Source organism: [Empedobacter] haloabium (genome assembly GCA_008011715.2).
Lineage (GTDB): Bacteria > Pseudomonadota > Gammaproteobacteria > Burkholderiales > Burkholderiaceae_D > Rugamonas > Rugamonas haloabia.
The window spans coordinates 1,833,642-1,852,779 of record CP136508.1; the positions used below are offsets into that span (position 1 = coordinate 1,833,642).

The window sequence follows — 19,138 nt, forward strand, 5'->3', positions numbered from 1 at the left end:
CATGAGCGGCGGGCGGCCGCAAGGCTGACCATCGCGGACTATGATTTGCCAGCTGGTCCGATCGTCGCCCGGCATGACTCAAAACTGCTTCCATGCCCTCATTTCTTCCCCTTTCCGCCGGCCGTGCCCTGTTCCTGCTGGGAACGTTCCTGCTGCAGGTAGTGAAGCCCGTCACCGCCCAGGAACTCGGCATCCCGCAGGCTTCCGATGTCATTCGCGTCAGCCAGGTGCGCGACGCGGACACCAGCACCACCTGGGTCATGGCCGCCACGACGACCACCTCGCCAGGCACCATCAGCCTGTTTGCCTCGACGGACGGCGTCACCTACACCTCGCTGGCGGCCGACGCCGTCCGGCCGACCGGCGCCAACCCGCGCGCACCGGCATTGCTGCGCCATGACGACGGCGCTTACTACCTGCTGTACGCGACAGCAAGCCACGACCTGACGCTGGCCCGCTCGCGCGACTTGCGCCATTGGGAAGCGGGCAGGCCGGTGCCGTTCGACGGCGGCGAGATCGCAACCCTGCGCTGGCAGCGCGGCGCGGACGGGGCGCCGCAGGTCGTGGCCGGCACGACCGCTGGCGCGACCTGGCTGCTGTCACCGGATGCGGCACTGGCAGCATGGCGACAGGCGCAAGCCGGCGCCGCCGGCGACGCGGGCGCGCCACGGCCCGACTGGAAGGGGGCGGCGGCCGGCGTGCGCGAAGCCTCGGTGCTGCGGCTGGACCGGCAGGCCTTCGAGGCGGCCACGCAGCCGCGCAACCGGCCGAAGCAGATCAGCTGGGACCAGTACTCGCTCAAGATCGACGGCGAGCGCGTCGTCATCTGGTCCGGCGAGGTGCACCCGTTCCGCCTGCCCAATCCTTCGCTATGGCGCGACGTGCTGCAGAAGATGAAGGCCGTCGGCTTCAATGCCGTCGCGTTCTATTTCGACTGGGGCTACCATTCGCCGGCGCCCGGCGTGTACGACTTCTCGCACGTGCGCAACGTCGAGCGTGCGCTGGAGATCGCGGAAGAAGAGGGCCTGTACGTGATCGCGCGCACCGGCCCCTACGTCAACGCGGAGCTGACCGGCGGCGGCTTCCCGGGCTGGATGCTGCGCCACCGCGCCGAGGCCCGCACCGACGATCCCGCCTACCTGGCCGCGGTGGACGAGTGGATGACGCAGATTAACGCCATCGTCGCGCGCCACCAGCTCACCACGGGCGGCGGCTCCGTGATCGCCTACCAGCTGGAAAACGAACTGGGCAAGGTCGAACCGAAGCACGTGCGCCAGATGGAGCACCTGGCCGCCAAGGCGCGGCGCGACGGCATCACCGTGCCGCTGTTCCACAACGCGGCCGGCCGCCTGCCCGACTGGACGCCGCGGGGCTCCAGTGCGCCCTGGGCCAACGCGGGGCCGACCGACCTGTACGCGTTCGACGGCTATCCGGGCGGCACCTGCAACGTCCACGCCGACCCGGCCGGCCCGAACCGCGCCCCCGACTGGGGCATCTACGGCAACGGCTTGCCCAAGACGGGCGCGTTGTCCTCGCCCGGCACGCCGGGCTTCGCGGCGGAACTGGGCGGCGGCTGGTTCGACTACTGGGGCTCGAACAGCACTTACGGCTGCACCGCCGAACGCCAGGGCAAGGGCTACCAGCGGGTGTTCTACGGCACCAACCTGATCAACCGCATCACGATCCACAATGTCTACATGACGTTCGGCGGCACCTCGTGGGGGTGGCTGGCCGGGCCGGTCGTGTACACCTCCTATGACTATGGCGCGCCCATCGCCGAGGACCGCGGCTTGCGGCCGAAGGCGCTGGCGCTGAAGCAGCAGGGCATGTTCGTGCAGGCGGCGCGGCAGGCGTTGGCGCAGATGGACAAGGGCCCGGCCATCGCCGCATCGTCACCCAACGTAAAGGTCTACCACAACGTCAATCCCGTGCTGGGCACGCACGTGCTGTTCGCCGTCCACGCTCCGTCCGACCGCACCAGCGACGATGCGTTCACGTTCGACCTGGCCACGCGCGACGGCACGTATCGCGTGCCGCTGCGCCTGAACGGCCAGGACGGCAAGCTGCTGCTGGCCGACTTTCCGCTGGCGCGCCAGCACCTGGTGTATTCCACGTCCGAGCTGCAGGCGCAGCTGGTGCAGGGCGAGCGCGACGTCGTTCTGCTGCACGGCCGCACCGGCGAGGCTGGCGAGACCCTGCTGCGCTATGCGACGGAACCCCGGGTCGAGGTGCTGGCGGGCCAGGTCGGGTCGCGCTACGAGAACGGCGTGCTGAAGCTGACATACGTGCACGACGGCCTGGCGCGCGTGCGCATCGCCGGTGGCGGCCACGCGCCGCTGCTCCTGCTGCTGGCGGACGAGCGCCACAGCCAGGATTTCTGGCTGCACCGGACGGCCGCCGGCCCCGTGCTGGCGCTGACGCCGGCGCTGGTGCGTGGCGCCACCGTCGCGGACGGACGGCTGGACCTGACGGGCGACACGACGGCCGCCAGCCCGCTCGAATTGTGGGCGCCGGACGTCGAGCGAGCAGCGTTCAACGGCGCGACGCTGGCGTTGACGCCGCAGCCGGACGGCAGCCTGCGCGCGGCGCCGCTGGCCGGTCCCGCCGCCGTGCGCCTGCCGGACCTGATGGCGCAGCGCTGGCTGCGCCGCATGGACAGCCCGGAATCACGGCCGGGCTTCGACGACAGCGGCTGGGCAAGGGCGGACACGCGCGCCTCGGCGGCGCAGACGTGGACGACGCCGGAGCGGGGCCAGCCCACGCTGGCGATGAGCGACTACGGCTTTCATCACGGCGACGTGTGGTATCGGGGTCGCGTGACGGTCACAGACCCGCACACCAACCAGCTGGAGCTGTTCTACGGCGCCGGCGGCGCCGGCATGCTGCAGGTCTGGGTGGACGGGCGCTTCGTCGGCCAGCACGAACTGGATACGGGCCGGCAGTTCCCCGAGACCACCGACAGCGCGAGGTTCAGCCTGGGGACGCTGGCGCGGGGCGAGCACGTCATCGCCGTCATGGTGCGCAACAACTCGCACAACTGGGATCTGATGGCGGACGACGCCCACCGCGAGGCGCGCGGCCTGATTGCCGCTTCGCTGACAGCGCGGGGCGGGCGGCGCTTCGCCGTGCCGATCGCGTGGCGGTTGCAGGGCAACCTTGGGGGCGAGGCGATCGCCGACCCGGTGCGCGGGCCGATGAACAACGGCGGCCTGTACGGCGAACGGGCGGGCTGGCACCTGCCGGGAGCGATGGCTGACGGTTGGCGCGCCAGCGCGCCGACGGCGCCGCCGCCCGCGCCAGGCACGTACTGGCTGCGCACCACGTTCGAGCTGGACCTGCCGCGCGGGCACGACGTGCAACTGGGCCTGGCCTTCGGCGACACCGCCCGGCCCCGCTCGGAGCGCGAGAACCGCGCGCTGTTGTTCGTCAATGGCTGGAACATGGGGCAGTTCATCGCCCACGTCGGCCCGCAGCGCACCTTCGTCATCCCGCCCGGCATCCTGAATCCGAACGGCGTGAATACGCTGGCGCTGGCCGTCACCACGGACGGCCAGCGTGGCAATGCGCTCGAGCCGGTGCGGCTCGTCAACCTGCGCACGGCGCGCGGCGGCGTGCCGCTGGAGCTGATGCCCGGCGCTACGCCATCATCAGTGCGTTGATGGCGCCGTAACCGAGCGCGCCTGCCGTGACCTTGCCGGTGGCGAGGAACTCACGCACCGATTGTTGTACCTGGCTCCACGTGGCTTCGCCGATCGCGGAGCCGGCCGACAGGCGCCGCACGCCCAGCTCGCGCAGCCGGGCCGGCGCCGGCAGCGACGGCAGCGCCATCACGTTCAGCGGCAGGCCGACGGCCTGTGCCACCGCCGCGATCTCGTCCTGTGCCGCCAGGCCCGGTACGAACAGGCCGCTGGCGCCGGCGTCCCGGTACAGCGCCGCGCGCCGCAGCGTTTCGGCCACGCGCTCCCCGGCCGGGGCCAGGCCGCGCAGGTAGACGTCGGTGCGCACGTTCAGGTACAGATGGACGTCCGCTTGCCGCGCCGCCGCGCGCGCGGCGGCGATCTTCGCACACAGCAGCTCGACGCTGCCGTTGCCGTCCTCGATATTGACGCCGACGACGCCCGCTTCGATCAGCTGGCGCACCAGCGCGGCGACGGCGGCAGGGTCGTCGCCGTAGCCGTCCTCGATGTCCACGGTGAGCGGCAGCTTGCACACGCGGCCGATGCCGCGCGCGGTCTGCAGCAGCAGGTCGACGGGCAGGTGGCTGCCGTCGGCATAACCATGGGCCCAGGCCACGGCCGCGCTGCTGGTGGCCAGGGCCACGGCACCGGCGCACGCCGCCACGCGGGCGCTGCCGCCATCCCAGCAGTTGGCCAGCATCAGCAGGCCGTCCCGGTGCAGGTCGTGGAACAGTTCATCGTTCTTCATGCGATCTCCTTGGTCAATGAAAGGTGGCGGGCGGCATAGGCGCACCAGGGCTGCCACGCTTCGCTGCGGGCGGCCAGCGGCGGCTCGGCGCAGGCGAAGGCATCGGTGCCGGTACCGATGGCGGCGGCGATCAGCCGTGCCAGGGCTGGGTCGATGCCTAGCAGCGCGCCCAGCTGCGCAGCGGCGGGCACCGGGCCGGGCGGCAGGAAAGCCGGGTCGCGCTCGACGGCGTGCGCCAGCACCTGCAGTGCCCGCACGCGCTCGGCAGGTGCGGGCAGGGCGGTCAGGTCGGTGGCGGCGATGCGGGCCGCGCTGGGGAACAGCTGCGTCAACCCGGGCCCCTGCAGCGCCGGCGCCAGCGCGTCGGCGCAGCGGGCCAGCAGGTCCGGCACGGCGGCCGGCGGCAGCAGGGCCAGCACGGCGGCTTCGAACGGGTCCCACGGGCCCGGCACGCGCAGGCCGGGCCGGGCGGCGACGAGCGGGGCCAGCAGCGGGTCCGCCGCCAGGTGCGCATCGATGGCCGCGCTGTCCGCCGCCGTGTCGAACGTGCGGGCCACGCGTGCCAGGGTGTCGGGAAGCGTGCGGATATCGTCCAGCCGCAAGCCCACGTGCAGGTTGTGGCGCGCCGGCTCGTGCCACACGCGCACGGTGCCATGCCCGGTGGCGCAACGCAGGCTGCGCCGGTACTCGCCAGCGGCCGTGACCGCGACGCCGGGTAACGCGGGCAGGGCCGCCAGCAGTGCCGGCCAGTCATACGGCGGCCGGTAGCGCAGGCGCAGCACGATTTCGCCGGCGCTGTCGGCAGCGGTGGCGGCACGACCGCGCAGCGCACTGGGCGGCCGCCCGTACAGCGCCTGGAATGTTTCGTTGAAGCGCCGGATGCTGCCGAAGCCGGCCGCCATCGCCACGGCTGTCATCGGTAGGCTCGTTTCGTGGATCAGCTGCTTGGCAACGAGGATGCGGCGGGTCTGCAACACCGCCACGGGCGAGGCACCCAGGTGTTGCTGGAACAGGCGGCGCAGCTGGCGCATGCTGACTTCCAGCCGAGCCGCGATGGCCGTCAGCGCCGGTTCGTCGTGCTGGCCGCGGTCGGCCAGCAGCGCGAGGGCGCGCGCGACCGTGGCGGAACTGCCGAGCCAGGCGCCGTCGCCGGGTGCGGACTCCGGCCGGCAGCGCAGGCAGGGGCGAAAGCCGGACTGCTGGGCCGCGGCGGCGGACGGGTAGAAGCGGCAGTTCTCGAGCTTGGGCGTGCGTGCCGGGCAGATGGGGCGGCAGTAGATGCCCGTCGAGGTGACGCCAACGAAGAAGCGGCCATCGAAGCGCGCGTCGCGCGTCTGCACGGCCCGATGGCAGCTGATGCGGTCGGTTAAGTCCATGCCGCCATGATGACACGGCGGCGCGCGCGTGGCTGGCGGAAAACGGCCTCGGTCAACCGCCGCGGCGGGCGCGGCGCCGGGCCGCCCATGCCGTCACCAGCAAGCCGGCGCCCAGCATGGCCCAGGTTTCCGGTTCCGGATTGGGCGATGCGATGACGAAGCCGGTGCGGTCCGTCCACAGCCAGGCGCGCCGCTCGTCGTGGCTGGCGCGGTAGCTGTACGTGTACTCGCCGTCGCCGGAGATGTAGTAGTGGCCGCTGCCCGCCCAGCCTTCCGGATCGCCGCCGTACTCGCCCGCCTTGAACGACAGGCCGCCGGCCTGCGAGTAGCTGAATGCCTCGGCGCCGCAAGTGTAATGCGTGGTGCTGTCCGGTTCGCATGCGACGAAGTCCTTGCCGTTCAGGATCAGCGACGTGATCTCGATGCGCTCGAGGATGCCGTTGCCGTTGCCGTCCGCGCCCGTGAAGCTGCCGTGCAGCTGGCGGTCGGGCAGGAACATGTCGTCGCCGGTGTCGTGGAAACCCGTGTAGGTGAAGGTCCAGGTGGCGTTGGCCTGGGCGGCGGCGCAGGCGCCGGCCAGCACGGTGGCACAAAGGTGTTTCAACATGGCGGCCTCGGGCAGCGGATGGCAATGCCACCATGTTATCCGAGTACTGGCAGGATGCAAGCGGCAGCATCCGGCCGCGTCCGCATTTTCCTGTGGCGGCGCAACGCCTGAGCGGTCACTCCGCCGGCGCCACCGTCAGGGGCGTAACTGGTTCAAGCTGAGCAGGATGGGGAAGTGGCGGTTGACGAGCGCCGCCAGCGTTTCGCCCAGCAACATGCCGGCCAGTCCCAGCGACGCGATGACGGCCATCGCCGCGGCGATCGCCAGCACGAAGCGCCGGTTCGGCACGCGCAGCACGAACGGCAGGTTGATCGCGACGCTGGCGAGCGAGGCGATGATGGCGCCGGTGGCGGCCGCGTCCAGGGTCAGCTTGCCGTCCGCGGCCAGGCTGGCGGCGGCTGCCACCGCACTGGCGCTGGAGACAGTACCGCCGATCAGGCTGACCAGGTAGAAGCCGACGTTGCCGAAGTATTTCTGCGTCAGCACCCCCAGGATGTGCAGCAGCAGGAACACCAGGCCGTACTTCAGCGCGCTCCACAGCGAGAACGGCAGCACGATCTGGTCGGACGTCTGCGCTTGCGCGACGATCCCGGTGGCGGCTGGCGTACGCGGGTAAAACACGAAGAAGGCGCTGGCGGCCAGCATCGCCAGGTAGGCGCCGGCGCCCGCCACGGCCACGCCCGGTGCCAGCAGCGCCAGGATGAGGGCGTTGCGCGTCACCATGGCGGAGGTGGCCAGCAGAATGCCGCGGTACGCGGCCGCCGCGACGGCGCCGCTGGCGTTGCGGCCGACCCGCGAGGCCAGTTCGTTGACGGTGACGCTGCTGTTGACGAGTCCGCCGAGGAAGCCCGCGATCGCCACGCCGCGCGTGCCGAACGCCTTCCACAGCACGTAGTTGACGAAGCCGATCCCGGCAATCAGGATGACCGTGGCCCAGGCGGCGCGCGGTTCGATCAGGCCCATCGGGCCGATGCTGCCGACCGGCAGGGCCGGATAGATCACAATGCCCAGGATGGCCAGCAGCAGGGCCGAGCGCAGTTCGCCTTCGGTCAGGCCGATGGAAAAGCCCTGCAGGATGTCCTTCCACGCCAGCAGCGCGGTGGAGCTGACCATGATCGCGGCCGGCGTCAGCGTGTGGCCCTTGCCGCACAGGATGCCGGCGATGCAGGTAACGAGCATCGCGGCGGAGGTCGTCAGTTCGGTGCCGGCATGGGTGCGCATGTCCTGGATGTTGAGGAAGACGGTCAGCAGGCCGGTCAGGCACAGCACGATGTAGGCGTACGTATCGCCCAGCGACGCGCCCACGGCGCCCAGCACGGCGATGAAGCCGAAGGTGCGCAGGCCGGCCTCCTTCTTGCGGCGCTCGCGCTCCAGCCCGATCAGCAGTCCGAGCGCCAGCGCCAGCGCGAAACGCGTCAGCATTTCCAGGTAGGTCCACTCGCTCGCGGCGCCGTGCAGCGGCGCGCCAAGGGCCGGGACAGTCGTGCTCAGCAGGCTCATGGCTTACTCTACTCCCGAACGCGGCGGCACGCCCACACGCTGACGTGCTCATCTTGTGGCGCGGCAACGTGGTGCGGCGAAACAGGGCGTTGGGCTAAGATGGCCATTCGATACAGCAGAAGGAGGCATCATGCAGAACGACGATCAGAAACGACCGGGCCAGCCGACGATTCATACGCACTTGCCCGATTCGATCCCAGCCGAAGACGCAAGGAAAATTGTCGGCGAGGCCGTGCCGCGCGGCGCCGACTACAACTCGCCGCCGCCGCAGGGTGCCGGCAAATCGATGGGCAGCGGCCTGGACGACGTGGGCGGCCCGGCCATGGGCGCGGCGTCGGGCGCAGGCGGCGAACGGGCCGCGACGATCCGCGACCGCGACGTGCGGGCGGACGACCGGCACATGGGGAATCTGCAGCAGGGCGGCGGCACGCCGCTCTCGGCCATGGGCCAGGGCGGCCAGGGCGGGCGTGACAAGGGCAGCGTGCAGGGCGGCAACCAGGCCGGCTCGCCGTCCGGCTCGCCGTCCGACACCCAGTCCGGTAACCAGTCCGGCAACCAGCAGCGCGGCGACGTGGCGCGCTCGGAAGGCCTGCTGCCGGGCCAGGGCGAGGACGATGGCCGCTACGACGTGGCCGAAGAAGTCAGCCTGGACCAGCAGTCGGACCGGGCCCGCAACGTGGGCAGCATGGCCGATGCGGCCAAAGGGCCGCATGGTGACAAGCTGCAGGACGCCGTGGCGCGGTCGCTGGGCAAGCAGGGAGATGACAAGCAGCAGTAGGCGCCTATGCCACGCCTGGAACAGCCGCCTGCGGGCGGCTGTTTGTTTTGGCGGCGCCGGCTTCGCTCCGGCCCTCTACGGCCCGGTCCGTTTCGCACTTTGGGGGCAGGTACTAATGCCGCTGATATGTATTGGACCTGTCAACGCTTTTCGTAAAAAATCCTTTTAGCACAGCGTGCTGGTAGCAGAACGGGCGGCATTCCGACGGTTGATCAGTCTGATATGCGCGGGTTGGGTACCGCATGACAACCGATTCGTCGGGGAGCTGCCTCGCTCTAAGTTGGAGGATCAGTTCATTGCTGGCTGCCTCATAGCGGCACCGAGGGTTCTCCCACCGTTGCCCATTCTGCTACCACCACGCTGTACGTTCACGATCGGCTCCGTTACGTCGTTGGCCTGACGCGCGGCGTCACTTGGCCAATGGCCCAGATGAAGCCTGCCAGCTCGCGCGCCACCGCCGTGCATGCCTGTACTTTGAGTTTGCCCCTCTCGCCCATCGCGCGATAGCGCGCACAGAGCCGCTTTTGGGCGTTCCAGGCGATCTCCTGGACCTCGTCTGACGTCTTCTCGGCACGGCGCTGCAAGTGAGCTGTCTTACGGGCTGGGTACCGGTAGGTCCATGCCGACTCGATGAGCACCTTACGTACGTGCCCGTTCCCGGTCTTGGTGATGCTGCCTCGCGATTTGCTTGCCCCACTTGAGTGCTCGCTCGGCACCAGTCCCAAATAGGCCATAAATTGCGGTGCGGTGGCAAAGCGATGCAGGTCGCCGATTTCCGCCATCACGGTGGCGGCGGTGAGCAGATTGACACCCCGTAGCGCCATCAACGCTTCGATCATTGGCCAGAGTGCCGATGCCGTGGCTTCTGCTTCCAGTTGCTGATCTAGTCCGTCAACGCGCTTAGTCAGCGCCTTGACCGTATCGACGTATTCCTGGAAGACGATTTGCTGCGTCCGACTCGCAAACTTCATTTGCTCCAGCCAGCGGAAATGCGCCTGCGTCCAGTTGCTCTTGCCATCGTAGCTTTTCCCATGACGCAACAGGAAAGCGGATAACCGCTGCTTAGCCTTCAACTGCAGCGCCTTCATATCCTCGCGTGCCCGTGTCAAGTCGCGTAATCCCTCCTGCGCATCATCGGGTACCCACACTGGAGTGAGTTCACCGGCACGAAGCAGGCGAGCCAACATCATGCTGTCACGGCGATCGGTCTTGACGCGGTCACCAGCTTTCTTCGGAATCAGCGACGGTGCCACCACCAAGCACTCCAGACCCAGTCCCCTAAGCTGGCGGAAAATCCCATAGCCACAAGGGCCAGCTTCGTAACAGAACACCAGTTTCGCGCCATCCTTGCCGAGCTGCTTTACCAGCTTAGCAATCGCCTCGGATGTGTTCGGGATTTCACCCATGTAACGCAGCTCGCCTTCTGAATCGGCAACCGAAACGGCGATCGTCGCCTTGTGGGTATCGAGTCCGACATTCTTGATAAACTGTTCCATGACCTGCCTCCTCAATTTCGGCTCTGCGCCCATGGTTCTTCGGAACCTAAAGCTTAACCCGCGTTGTTTGAGGTCGGCAGGTCCAATACATGATGTCTAAGTTAAGAGAAAAGTAGCTGGGTTAGGGTCTGTCCCCGCAGGGGACTGACCCTGGTTTTAATCGCAGAACCATGCGACTTGCGCGATAGAAACCGGGGTCAGTCCCAAAAAACGGGACAGACCCCAAGCGAGCGTCTGTTCTCTGCGCGCCAAAATTCCTTAACTTGGCGGCATTAGGGTCAGGCACCAAAGCTGACACGGGCTCGGCGTTCGCAGCCATCCGCGACCCTGTCGCCCGCCGGTCCGGGCCGAAGGCTGTGCGGTCAATGCAGAGCCGCCCGCAACGCGGCGGCGTCGAAGTAGACGTGGCGGATGGCCGGGTGCTCGGCCGCGATGGCGGACTGCAGCCGGGCGATGGCCTGCTCGACCTCGTCGATGGGCATGCCGCGCCGGAACTGGACGGACGCTGCCAGCAGCACCTCGTCCGGCCCCAGTTGCATCGTGCGCAGGCTCGCCACGCTGTCCAGTGCGCGCTCGCGGGCGAACAGGGCGCGCAGCGCGGCCAACTGCTCGCGGTCGATGCTCTCGCCCACCAGCAGCCCGCCCGTTTCGCGCGCCAGCGTGAAGGCGGCACCCACCAGCAGCAGGCCGATCACGATCGACGCGGCCGGGTCGAAATAGGGGTTGCTGCAATAGTGTCCCAGCGCGATGCCGGCCGCCGCGATCACGAGCCCCAGCAGCGCGGCCGAGTCTTCGATAAAGACGGTAAACACGGCGGCATCCTTACTGGCGCGCACGGTCTGCCACAGGCTGGTACCCGGCCTGCGCACCGCATTCAAGGCCTTGCGTGACACATTCCAGCTGTAGCCTTCGAACAGCGCGGCCACGCCCAGCACGACATAGTTCCACAGCGGGTCTTCCAGTGGCGGCGGCGACCGCAGCGCGGCGATGCCGTGGTAGATCGACAGGCCGCCGCCCAGGGAAAACACCGACAGCGCCACGATCAGCGCCCAGAAGTACAGCGATTTGCCATAGCCGAACGGATGGCGCCGGTCGGCCGGGCGCGCGCCGCGGCGCTCCCCCAGCAGCAGCAATAATTCGTTGCCCGTATCGACGGCGGAGTGGATCCCTTCGGCCACCATCGACGCGCTGCCGGTGACGGCGGCCACGATGAACTTGGCGGCGGCGATACCCAGGTTGGCGGCGATCGCCGCGTAGATGACTTTCTGCGAGCCGGTGCGGGTGCCGCCGGCGGACAGGGCGGGCGCTGCCGGCGTGCTGCCGCCGCCGGCAGCGTCGTGTGACGTGTTCTGCATAGGGGCTCCTGGTGATAGGGCCGTCCAGTATGCCGCCGGCATGAGCCGACATCTGTACGAGCACGAACCGTCGCCGGCGCTTCGCACTGCGTTAGGGCGTCTGGCCAGTGCAAAAGATGCTTTTGATCACTTTATATTGGTCAGGTTTAACATGGATCAAACCTGGAAGCGACCGCGATGGCGCGGGCGCTGCCTATACTGCTGGGTATTGCGCGGCGCCTGTGCCGCCTTGCCACGGAGGCTGTCATGCGCCAGGACCGATTGTCCGCCCACATCGGCATCACGCTGCAAAAGCTCAGGAGGATGGAAACGCGCCTGTCGCGCGCGGGCATGCCCGCCGTCCTGGCGCGCTTGCCCATGTGGATGCTCTGTTTGATCTACTGCACGATGATGCGCGGCAAGACCGCCCGCATCGGACGGATCGAGCAGCGCATCCACAGCTGGCTGGACACGATCAGGGAACTGTCGCGCCACGAGAAAGGGCGCACGGAACTGGTCGACCTGGACAGCAGCATGCGCAACGACATCGAGACGACCAAGCGCACGCTGCTGGCATTGCGTGAGGTCTGCCTCGATATCGGCACGATGTTCGGTAGTATCGGTTTTCGCTCACGCCTGCTGACCTGCACGCAACAGGCGTTCGTTACCGTAGTCGACGATTCCTGCGCCACCGCTACGGCCTTGCAACTGGCCCTGCAGTCCCATGACCGTCACGCACTGGCGCTGCTACGCGCCATGGACCAGGAACACGAGCCTGCACCGGCGGCACCAACCACCCAGCCTGCGACCGCGGCGCAGGGCAGCTAAGCTCGCCACCCGTCGGCCAGGGCCTGTTCCGACAACCGAAGGGCGGGCACAGCCCCGCGATGACCGATACCGGTATTTGGCACCAGCCAACCTCACCCTCGTTTCTGCCTGCTTACCAGCTGCTCACCGTTCAGTTAGGGAGGGGCGGCTCCATCCACTCCATCACGCCCCGACGCAGGCCCCGGCATTGCTGCCGGTTGCCGCATGACGACCCTGGAGCAGCGGGTGAAGAGTGGGCCGCTGCCCCGTGCCGCCATGCCGCCGGCCGCGCCTGTCGTGATGGTGCGCGCGCTGCGAAGCGCGCATATTGCGTTGACTGTGCGAAACTGCACAGATGGATCAGTGCGCTTTCGACAAGATCAACAGCCAGCGGCCGAACAGCAGCACTTCGATGTGCCCGGGCTGCACGCCGGTGTCGCATTCGATGATCGGGTTGACCGCATAGAAGCGCTTGCGAAAATCGCGGCACACCAGCATCTCACGTTTGCCGAAACGGACCAGGAAGGACATGGGAGCATATTCAAGGCCAAAGCGGGATTCGAAACGGTGGGAGCCGACGCCGGAGTTGATGGTTGCCATGACAATTCCTTTAGTTTGGTTTGCTGATACGTGTTGTTTGACTGCGATCCGGTTCCACCAGCCGGCCAGGCCTGACGCGCGGAAGAACCTGTACTGCACTGGATGAAAGCTTACCATAACTACTGTACAAAAACACAGTTCTGTATAAAAACTCAGTAATTTTTGCTAACCGTTGTATTCATGCACTCATCATGACGCGAATCGCTTACGGCAAACTGATGCGTTTCCTGACCGCCCGGCTGAGCCCCGGCGGCGAGCTTGGCTTGCACCTGACCGCAGGTGTCATCATGCTGGTGGTCGCCGTGGCGGCCTTCGGCGAGATCGCCGACGCGGTCGGCGAGGGCGACGATATCGCCCGCTACGACGAGCAGGTCTCGCAATGGTTCTACGCGCACGCGTTCGAGCCGCTGACGACGATCATGTTCGGTATCACCCATCTGCACGGCATTCCGGCGATGAGCGTGCTGTCCGCCTTGCTCGGCCTGTGGTTCTGGCGCCGCCATGCGCCTTACTGGCTGCTGGCGACGGCGATCTGCGTCCCGGGCGGCATGCTGCTCAACGTGCTGCTGAAGCACGTCTACCAGCGTGCCCGGCCGGCCTTCGACGAGCCCTTCGTCACGCTCGCCACCTACAGCTTCCCCAGCGGCCACACGGCGGCCGCCACGCTGTTCTACGGCCTGCTGGCCAGCTATGTCGTCACCACCAGTGCCAGCTGGCGCGTGCGCGCGGCGGCAGTGGCCGGCGCGGCCGCGATGGTGGCGCTGGTGGCCCTGAGCCGCGTTTACCTGGGCGCGCATTTCGTCAGCGACGTGCTGGCCGCGATGGCGGAAAGCCTGGCCTGGCTCGCGGTCTGCATCACCTCCGTCTCGACACTGCGGCGGCGGCGCGCGGCCCGGCAGGAACAGTGATGACGGCGCTGGTCGCCATCGTCAATGCCGCAGCGGGTGGCGGGTATGACGATGCCTGGGCCGGGCAGCTGCGCGAGCGCTTCGCCCAATGCGGCCTGCAGGCGGAGGTGATACTCGCCGGCAGCGGCCAGGAGATGATCGAGACGGCGCGGGAAGCCGTGGCGCGCGGCGTACCCATCGTCGCGGCGGGCGGGGGCGACGGCACCGTCAACGCGGTCGCCTCGGCGCTGGTCGGCACTGCGACCAGCTTTGCCGTGCTGCCGCTGGGCACGCTGAACCATTTCGCCAAGGACCTGGGCATCCCGCTGGGCCTGGACGAGGCCATCGCCACCATCGCGCGTGGTCAGCGGCGCCAGGTCGACGTGGGGGATGTCAACGGCCGCGTCTTCCTGAACAATTCCAGCCTCGGCCTGTATCCGGACATCGTGCGCGACCGCGAAAAACAGCAGCGCCGTCTAGGCCGTGGCAAATGGCTGGCATTCTGCTGGGCGACGCTGGCGGCGCTGCGGCGCTTTCCTTTCCTCAGCATCCGCCTGCGGGTCGGCACGGAAGAGCATGCGCGACGCACCCCCTTCGTCTTCATCGGCAATAATGAGTACCTGATGCAGGGCCTGAACATCGGCGAGCGCGCGACCCTGGACCGCGGCCAGTTGAGCCTGTACGTGGCCCAGCGGCCGACCCGGCGCGGGCTGCTGCGCTTCGCCTGCCATGCCCTGCTGGGCCGGCTCGGCATGTCGCGCGACTTCGACGTGCTGCTGGCCCGCGAATTCGAGATCGATACCCGCCGCAAGCTGATCCGCGTCGCCACCGACGGCGAGGTCACCTTGATGGCGCCGCCCCTGCGGTACCGCTCGCGTCCCGGCGCGCTGACGGTCATCGTGCCCCGCTGACAGGAGAACGCATGCGCACCATCGTACATTTATCGGACATCCACTTCGGCAAGGTCGACGACCAGCTGCTCGACCCGCTGCGCGCCACGGTCGAGTCGGTCACGCCGGACGTGGTCGTCGTCTCCGGCGACCTGACGCAGCGTGCCCGCAGCGCGCAGTTCAAGGCTGCCAAGGCCTACCTCGACACCTTGCCGCAGCCCCAGATCATCGTGCCGGGCAACCACGACATCCCGCTGTACAACGTGGCGGCCCGCTTCCTGACGCCGCTGACGAAGTACCGCCGCTACATCACGCCCAACCTGGCACCGGAATACGTGGACGACGAGATCGCCGTGATGGGCCTGAACACCGCCCGCTCGCTGACGATCAAGGACGGCCGCGTCAACCGCGAGCAACTGGGCCGGCTGGCGGCGCGGCTGGCCGGCGTCGATCCGAAGCTGACGCGCATCGTCGTCACGCACCACCCGTTCGACCTGCCGGAGCACCATGACGAGGACGACCTGGTCGACCGCGCGCCGATGGCGATGGCGGCATTCTCCGAGTGCGGCGTGGACCTGCTGCTGGCCGGCCACGTCCACACCAGCAGTTCGGCCAGCAGCGCCAAGCGCTACAAGATCGCCGGCTATGCCGCGCTGGTCGTGCAGGCGGGCACGGCCACGTCGACGCGAGGCAGGGGGGAAGAGAATTCGTTCAATGTGCTGCGCATCGACCTGGACGAGATCCAGGTCGAGCGCTACAGCTGGAAGGAAGCGGCGGGAGCCTTTCAGGTCGCCACCGTCGAGACGTTCCGGCGCCAGGGCAATACTTGGGAACCGTGGCTGGGCGACTGAACCAAGGCCGGGTTCGTGTCCCACCGCAGGGTCAGTCACCGTAATGAGACTCGAGCCCGGTCAAGAAGCCACGCCAGTGGGCGCCATTACGGCCGAGCTCGTGTCCCGTTTTGGTGACTGACCCCGTGGTGGGACACGGACTGGGCAGTAATAGGGCTTACAGCCAGTAGTCCCACCACTTCGCCGCCCACTCCTTCATGCGCGTGACGACGCCGCGGTCCTTCCAGGCCGCCAGCGTGACTTCCTTCGAATTGCGCAGGTCCTCGCGGAAGGCGTTTTCCATTTCCTTGCCGAAGGCGTCGCCCAGCACGATGACGTTGACTTCGCTGTTGTGCAGGAAGCTGCGCGTGTCCATATTGGTCGAGCCGACCGTGGACCAGACGCCGTCGATGACGACCGTCTTGGCGTGCAGCACGGCCAGGTTCAGCTCGTGGATGCGCACGCCCGCTTCCAGCAGGCGCTGGTAGAAGGCGCGGCCGGCATGGAACACGAGGCCGCTGTCGGACACGCTGGGCAGCACCAGCTCCACCTTGACCCCGCGCCTGGCGGCGTCGATCAGAGCCTGCAGGGTCTGCTCGTCCGGCACGAAGTAGGCGCAGGTGATGTGGATCGACTTCTTCGCTTCCTGGATCGCCAGCAGCATCGCCTTGTAGATCTCGAACTTGCCGCCCGGCTCGCTGCCGAGGATGCGCACCAGCTTGTCGCCGGCGATGACGGGTGTCGGGAAATAGTCGGCTTCGCGCAGGTCGTCCGCGTCCTGGCCCGTCCAGTTCTGGATGAACAGCCACTGCATCGCCTGCACGGCCGGGCCCTCGATGCGCACGTGGGTGTCGCGCCAGCCCACGTCCTTCTCGCTTTTCGGGCGCGACTTGGAGCGGAACGGCGAGCTCTTCGAGTACGTGTCGCTGATGTTGATGCCGCCGGCGAAGCCGATCTTGCCGTCCACGATCAACATCTTGCGGTGGTCGCGGTTGTTCACCTTCCAGCCGTTGCCGCGCACCTTGGCGGGGTTGACCGGATTGAAGGCGATCAGGTGGATGCCGGCCGCCTTCATGCGGTCGAAGAACTGCTGCGGCACGGTAAGGGTGCCGACGCTGTCGTAGATGATGTTGACGGTCACGCCCTGGCGCTGCTTTTCCATCAGCAGGTCGGCGAACTTGTCGCCCAGCTCGTCCTGGTCGAAGATATAGGTCTCGAAGTTGATGTTGTTCTTGGCGCCGGCAATGGCCTTCATCATCTCGGCCATCGTGGCCGGGCCGTCGAACAGCAGCTTGACCTGGTTGCCGGCGATCAGCGGCACGCCGGTGGCGGCATCCTCCAGCGCGGCCTGCGCCTTCAGGTCCAGCGTGGACTTGGACCAGCGCTTGGCCAGCAATGCCTTGGCCTTGTCGGCGGGCAGCGTGCCGTTGGCGGACTTGACGACGGGCGCAGGCGCGGCCTGGGCTTTCGTCTTGTCGGCATCGACCGTGGGCAGCGACGCACACGCCACCAGGCTCCACAGGGCCAGCACGGCGGCCAGCCAGGTTTGCGCACGCGGGATTTTCATTTGTTCTCCTTACTGCCGATAAAGAAGTCGACCGGGGCCTTGCGCAGCCGCCGGAACAGGGCACGCACCAGCAGGAAACCGTGCTCGAACGGGATGCGCCGTGCGCGCAGCGCCACCCACAAGGCCAGGCCGAAGCTGACGACGAGATTGACCACCCCGATCGCCAGGAAGCCCGTAACGGATTTCACTACCAGTTGCCAGCTTACATTGTGATCCAAGCCGACCAGGGCTGTCGCAAAATTGGCAGCAGAGAAAGTAACGTGGCGGATGTCGAGCGGCAGGCCCATCAATGTACCCAGCGTGCCCATCGTGCCCAGCATGATGCCGAACCAGAAGTTCCCCATCAGGCTGCCCAGGTTGTTCTCCAGGTAGTTGCCCAACCGGATGGTCCGCTCGCGCCCCAGCAGCGCGTTCAGGCCGCGCAGCTGGGCGACGCGCCGGCCCCAGCGGGTGTACAGCGCCTGGTTGTCGTAATAGCCCGAAATCAGGCCGGCCAGGAACAGGCAGACGCCGGCAATGGCCGCGTAGAAGAGTGCCGGAGTGTGGATCGGGTCGATATCGTGCAGCAGGTGCATGGCCTTGTCGCGGCTGACGAGGTGGTGGCCCGTGACCTGCAGCCAGCACCAGGCGATCAGCCAGGCGGTCGGCAGGGCGGTGGCGATATTGCCCAGCACGGCGGTGAGCTGGGTGCGCAGCACCTTGTTGATCAGCTCGGCGAGGCTGTCCAGGTCGATATGACGACCGTCCGGGCTCTGCAGGCCGGCGGCGATGCGCGAGGCCGTCATCGCCGGCTGCTTGGTCGCCACCGTGAAGTGCAGCACGTGGATCAGCATGAAGCCCAGCGAATAGTTCATGCTGAACAGGAAGGCTTCCACCAGCGGCGCCGCGCGCAGGGTGCCGAACAGCAGCTTGCACAGCGCCATGAAGCCGACCACGACGCCGGCGCCGGCGGAAGACAGGAACATGCCCGCCATCTCGCGCCGATTTTCGGCAATGTAGTGCTCGCCGGTGCGGCTGGCGTTTTCCGTCACGTTGCGGGCCAGCAGGTGGATATTGTCGGCAAACAGGTCGCGGACCGTGTATTTGTCGCCGTGCGCCTGGATCAGCTCCAGCGCCAGGGCCAGCGCGGCGGCGCGGTGCCCGCCGCCCTGCGCGCTCTTGACGTCGACCAGGTAGAGCAGCTTGCGCAGGCGCTCGATGCTCTGGTTCAGGGTGACCAGCAGATAGGTCAGCGCGATCGTCGTGCCCTGCACCAGCGCCTTCTTGCGGATCTTGGCGATGACCGACTCGCACTGGTCCAGCATCACCAGCAGGTGCCGCACGTCCAGCATGACGTCGGCCCCGGCCAGCATGCGTTCGTAGTCGTCCAGGTATGCGACCACCTCGCGGTTCTGCACGATGAACGGCGACTCGAACTCCTCCATCTCGGTATGGAAATTGGTCAGCTTCGGTTCCAGCCCGACGGCCGCGACGCGGTAGCTGAGGGTGCGGATGGCTTCCAGCAGCCCGGGCAGCATGACGTTCGGGCCAGGCCGCGGTGTCATGACCGTGTCGAACAGGGCCAGCCAGTCGGCCGCCGGCACGGCGCTGATCCAGCAATAGTCGGTGCGCTTGTACAGCACCTGGTCGAGCGCGTCGGTGAGGTACTCGTCGCCGAACGCCGGCGGCAGCATGCGATAGGCGATACGGCGCTTCAATTCGGTAAAGAAGCCGTCGTTCGACAGCACGCCCACTTCGCTGTACAGGCTGGCATGGCGGCGTGTCTCCAGCAAGCGGATCAGGTAATCGCGCAACTGGCGGGCGTGCTCCGGATTGCCCTTGAGCAGTTGTGTCAGGGTGCGCACGTTGGCGGTGGCGCGGATGGTGTTGCCCGGACGGCGCGGGCGCAGGGTGTCGACCAGCGCCACCAGGGGCTCGATGCCCGTCGTGTGCTGGTCGATGCTTTCGAGAATGGCTAGCATGCGGTTGATACGGACTGGCCGCATTGGACAAAACGCCAGTGTAACCGCTCAGCAAGTTTTGCTATGTACGCCAGCGTACC

At 67.6% G+C, this 19,138-nt stretch carries 15 protein-coding genes; 6 read left to right on the plus strand and 9 right to left on the minus strand.

All coding sequences use genetic code 11. From position 1 onward, the window contains the following. Positions 1 to 92: 92 nt before the first annotated feature. Positions 93 to 3,659 (plus strand): beta-galactosidase, encoded by a 3,567-nt coding sequence (locus tag E7V67_007935; GenBank protein WUR15026.1) that lies wholly within the window; start codon positions 93 to 95, stop codon positions 3,657 to 3,659. Here E7V67_007935 and E7V67_007940 read toward each other — a convergent pair. The 4 genes from E7V67_007940 to E7V67_007955 all read right to left on the minus strand — a co-directional run bounded on the left by E7V67_007940 (position 3,637) and on the right by E7V67_007955 (position 7,908). Beyond that, positions 3,637 to 4,425: an isocitrate lyase/phosphoenolpyruvate mutase family protein gene (locus tag E7V67_007940; GenBank protein ID WUR15027.1), complete on the minus strand. Its 789-nt coding sequence runs from the start codon at positions 4,423 to 4,425 to the stop codon at positions 3,637 to 3,639. The genes E7V67_007935 and E7V67_007940 overlap by 23 nt on opposite strands. Next, complete coding sequence (locus E7V67_007945; protein ID WUR15028.1) at positions 4,422 to 5,801, minus strand: Ada metal-binding domain-containing protein; 1,380 nt, start codon at positions 5,799 to 5,801, stop codon at positions 4,422 to 4,424. Before E7V67_007945 ends, E7V67_007940 begins: the two co-directional genes overlap by 4 nt. Before the next feature lie 52 nt (positions 5,802 to 5,853). Continuing rightward, positions 5,854 to 6,408: a PEP-CTERM sorting domain-containing protein gene (locus tag E7V67_007950; protein WUR15029.1), complete on the minus strand. Its 555-nt coding sequence runs from the start codon at positions 6,406 to 6,408 to the stop codon at positions 5,854 to 5,856. Positions 6,409 to 6,543: 135 nt separating this feature from the next. After that, a complete protein-coding gene (locus tag E7V67_007955; GenBank protein ID WUR15030.1) occupies positions 6,544 to 7,908 on the minus strand; it encodes an MgtC/SapB family protein in 1,365 nt (454 codons plus the stop codon). Between the two features lie 130 nt (positions 7,909 to 8,038). Between E7V67_007955 and E7V67_007960 the strand changes: the two genes are divergently transcribed. Continuing rightward, positions 8,039 to 8,686, plus strand: a complete 648-nt coding sequence (locus tag E7V67_007960) for a hypothetical protein (GenBank protein WUR15031.1) — start codon at positions 8,039 to 8,041, stop codon at positions 8,684 to 8,686. Positions 8,687 to 9,069: 383 nt separating this feature from the next. Here E7V67_007960 and E7V67_007965 read toward each other — a convergent pair whose 3' ends face one another. Together E7V67_007965 and E7V67_007970 are read right to left on the minus strand one after the other, a co-directional pair. Beyond that, the gene (locus E7V67_007965) at positions 9,070 to 10,182 is read right to left on the minus strand and encodes an IS110 family transposase (GenBank protein WUR15032.1); all 1,113 of its coding nucleotides are present in this window, start codon (positions 10,180 to 10,182) and stop codon (positions 9,070 to 9,072) included. 362 nt (positions 10,183 to 10,544) lie between these two features. After that, positions 10,545 to 11,537, minus strand: a complete 993-nt coding sequence (locus tag E7V67_007970) for a cation diffusion facilitator family transporter (protein ID WUR15033.1) — start codon at positions 11,535 to 11,537, stop codon at positions 10,545 to 10,547. Between the two features lie 246 nt (positions 11,538 to 11,783). On the opposite strand from E7V67_007970, the gene E7V67_007975 reads away from it, so the two are divergent. Then, entirely contained in the window at positions 11,784 to 12,344 is a 561-nt protein-coding gene (locus E7V67_007975; GenBank protein ID WUR15034.1) for a hypothetical protein, read from the plus strand. A 339-nt stretch (positions 12,345 to 12,683) separates the two neighbouring features. Here E7V67_007975 and E7V67_007980 read toward each other — a convergent pair whose 3' ends face one another. Further along, on the minus strand, positions 12,684 to 12,923 hold the full coding sequence (locus tag E7V67_007980) for a hypothetical protein (protein WUR15035.1): 240 nt from the start codon (positions 12,921 to 12,923) through the stop codon (positions 12,684 to 12,686). Positions 12,924 to 13,114: 191 nt separating this feature from the next. Here E7V67_007980 and E7V67_007985 point away from each other — a divergent pair, with 191 nt between their 5' ends. Genes E7V67_007985 through E7V67_007995 form a run of 3 tightly spaced genes read left to right on the plus strand, consistent with a single transcriptional unit; the run spans position 13,115 to position 15,551 of the window. Beyond that, positions 13,115 to 13,831 (plus strand): phosphatase PAP2 family protein, encoded by a 717-nt coding sequence (locus tag E7V67_007985; protein ID WUR15036.1) that lies wholly within the window; start codon positions 13,115 to 13,117, stop codon positions 13,829 to 13,831. Continuing rightward, a complete protein-coding gene (locus tag E7V67_007990) occupies positions 13,831 to 14,721 on the plus strand; it encodes a diacylglycerol kinase family lipid kinase (GenBank protein ID WUR15037.1) in 891 nt (296 codons plus the stop codon). The genes E7V67_007985 and E7V67_007990 overlap by 1 nt, the downstream gene beginning before the upstream one ends. Positions 14,722 to 14,732: 11 nt before the next feature. Next, positions 14,733 to 15,551, plus strand: a complete 819-nt coding sequence (locus E7V67_007995) for a metallophosphoesterase (GenBank protein WUR15038.1) — start codon at positions 14,733 to 14,735, stop codon at positions 15,549 to 15,551. A 157-nt stretch (positions 15,552 to 15,708) separates the two neighbouring features. Here E7V67_007995 and cls read toward each other — a convergent pair whose 3' ends face one another. Next, positions 15,709 to 17,097 carry a cardiolipin synthase gene (gene cls, locus E7V67_008000; GenBank protein WUR15039.1) on the minus strand — a complete coding sequence of 463 codons (1,389 nt, stop codon included), beginning with the start codon at positions 17,095 to 17,097 and terminating at the stop codon, positions 15,709 to 15,711. Then, positions 17,094 to 19,058 (minus strand): site-specific recombinase, encoded by a 1,965-nt coding sequence (locus E7V67_008005; GenBank protein WUR15040.1) that lies wholly within the window; start codon positions 19,056 to 19,058, stop codon positions 17,094 to 17,096. Before E7V67_008005 ends, cls begins: the two co-directional genes overlap by 4 nt. Between the last annotated feature and the right edge of the window lie 80 nt (positions 19,059 to 19,138).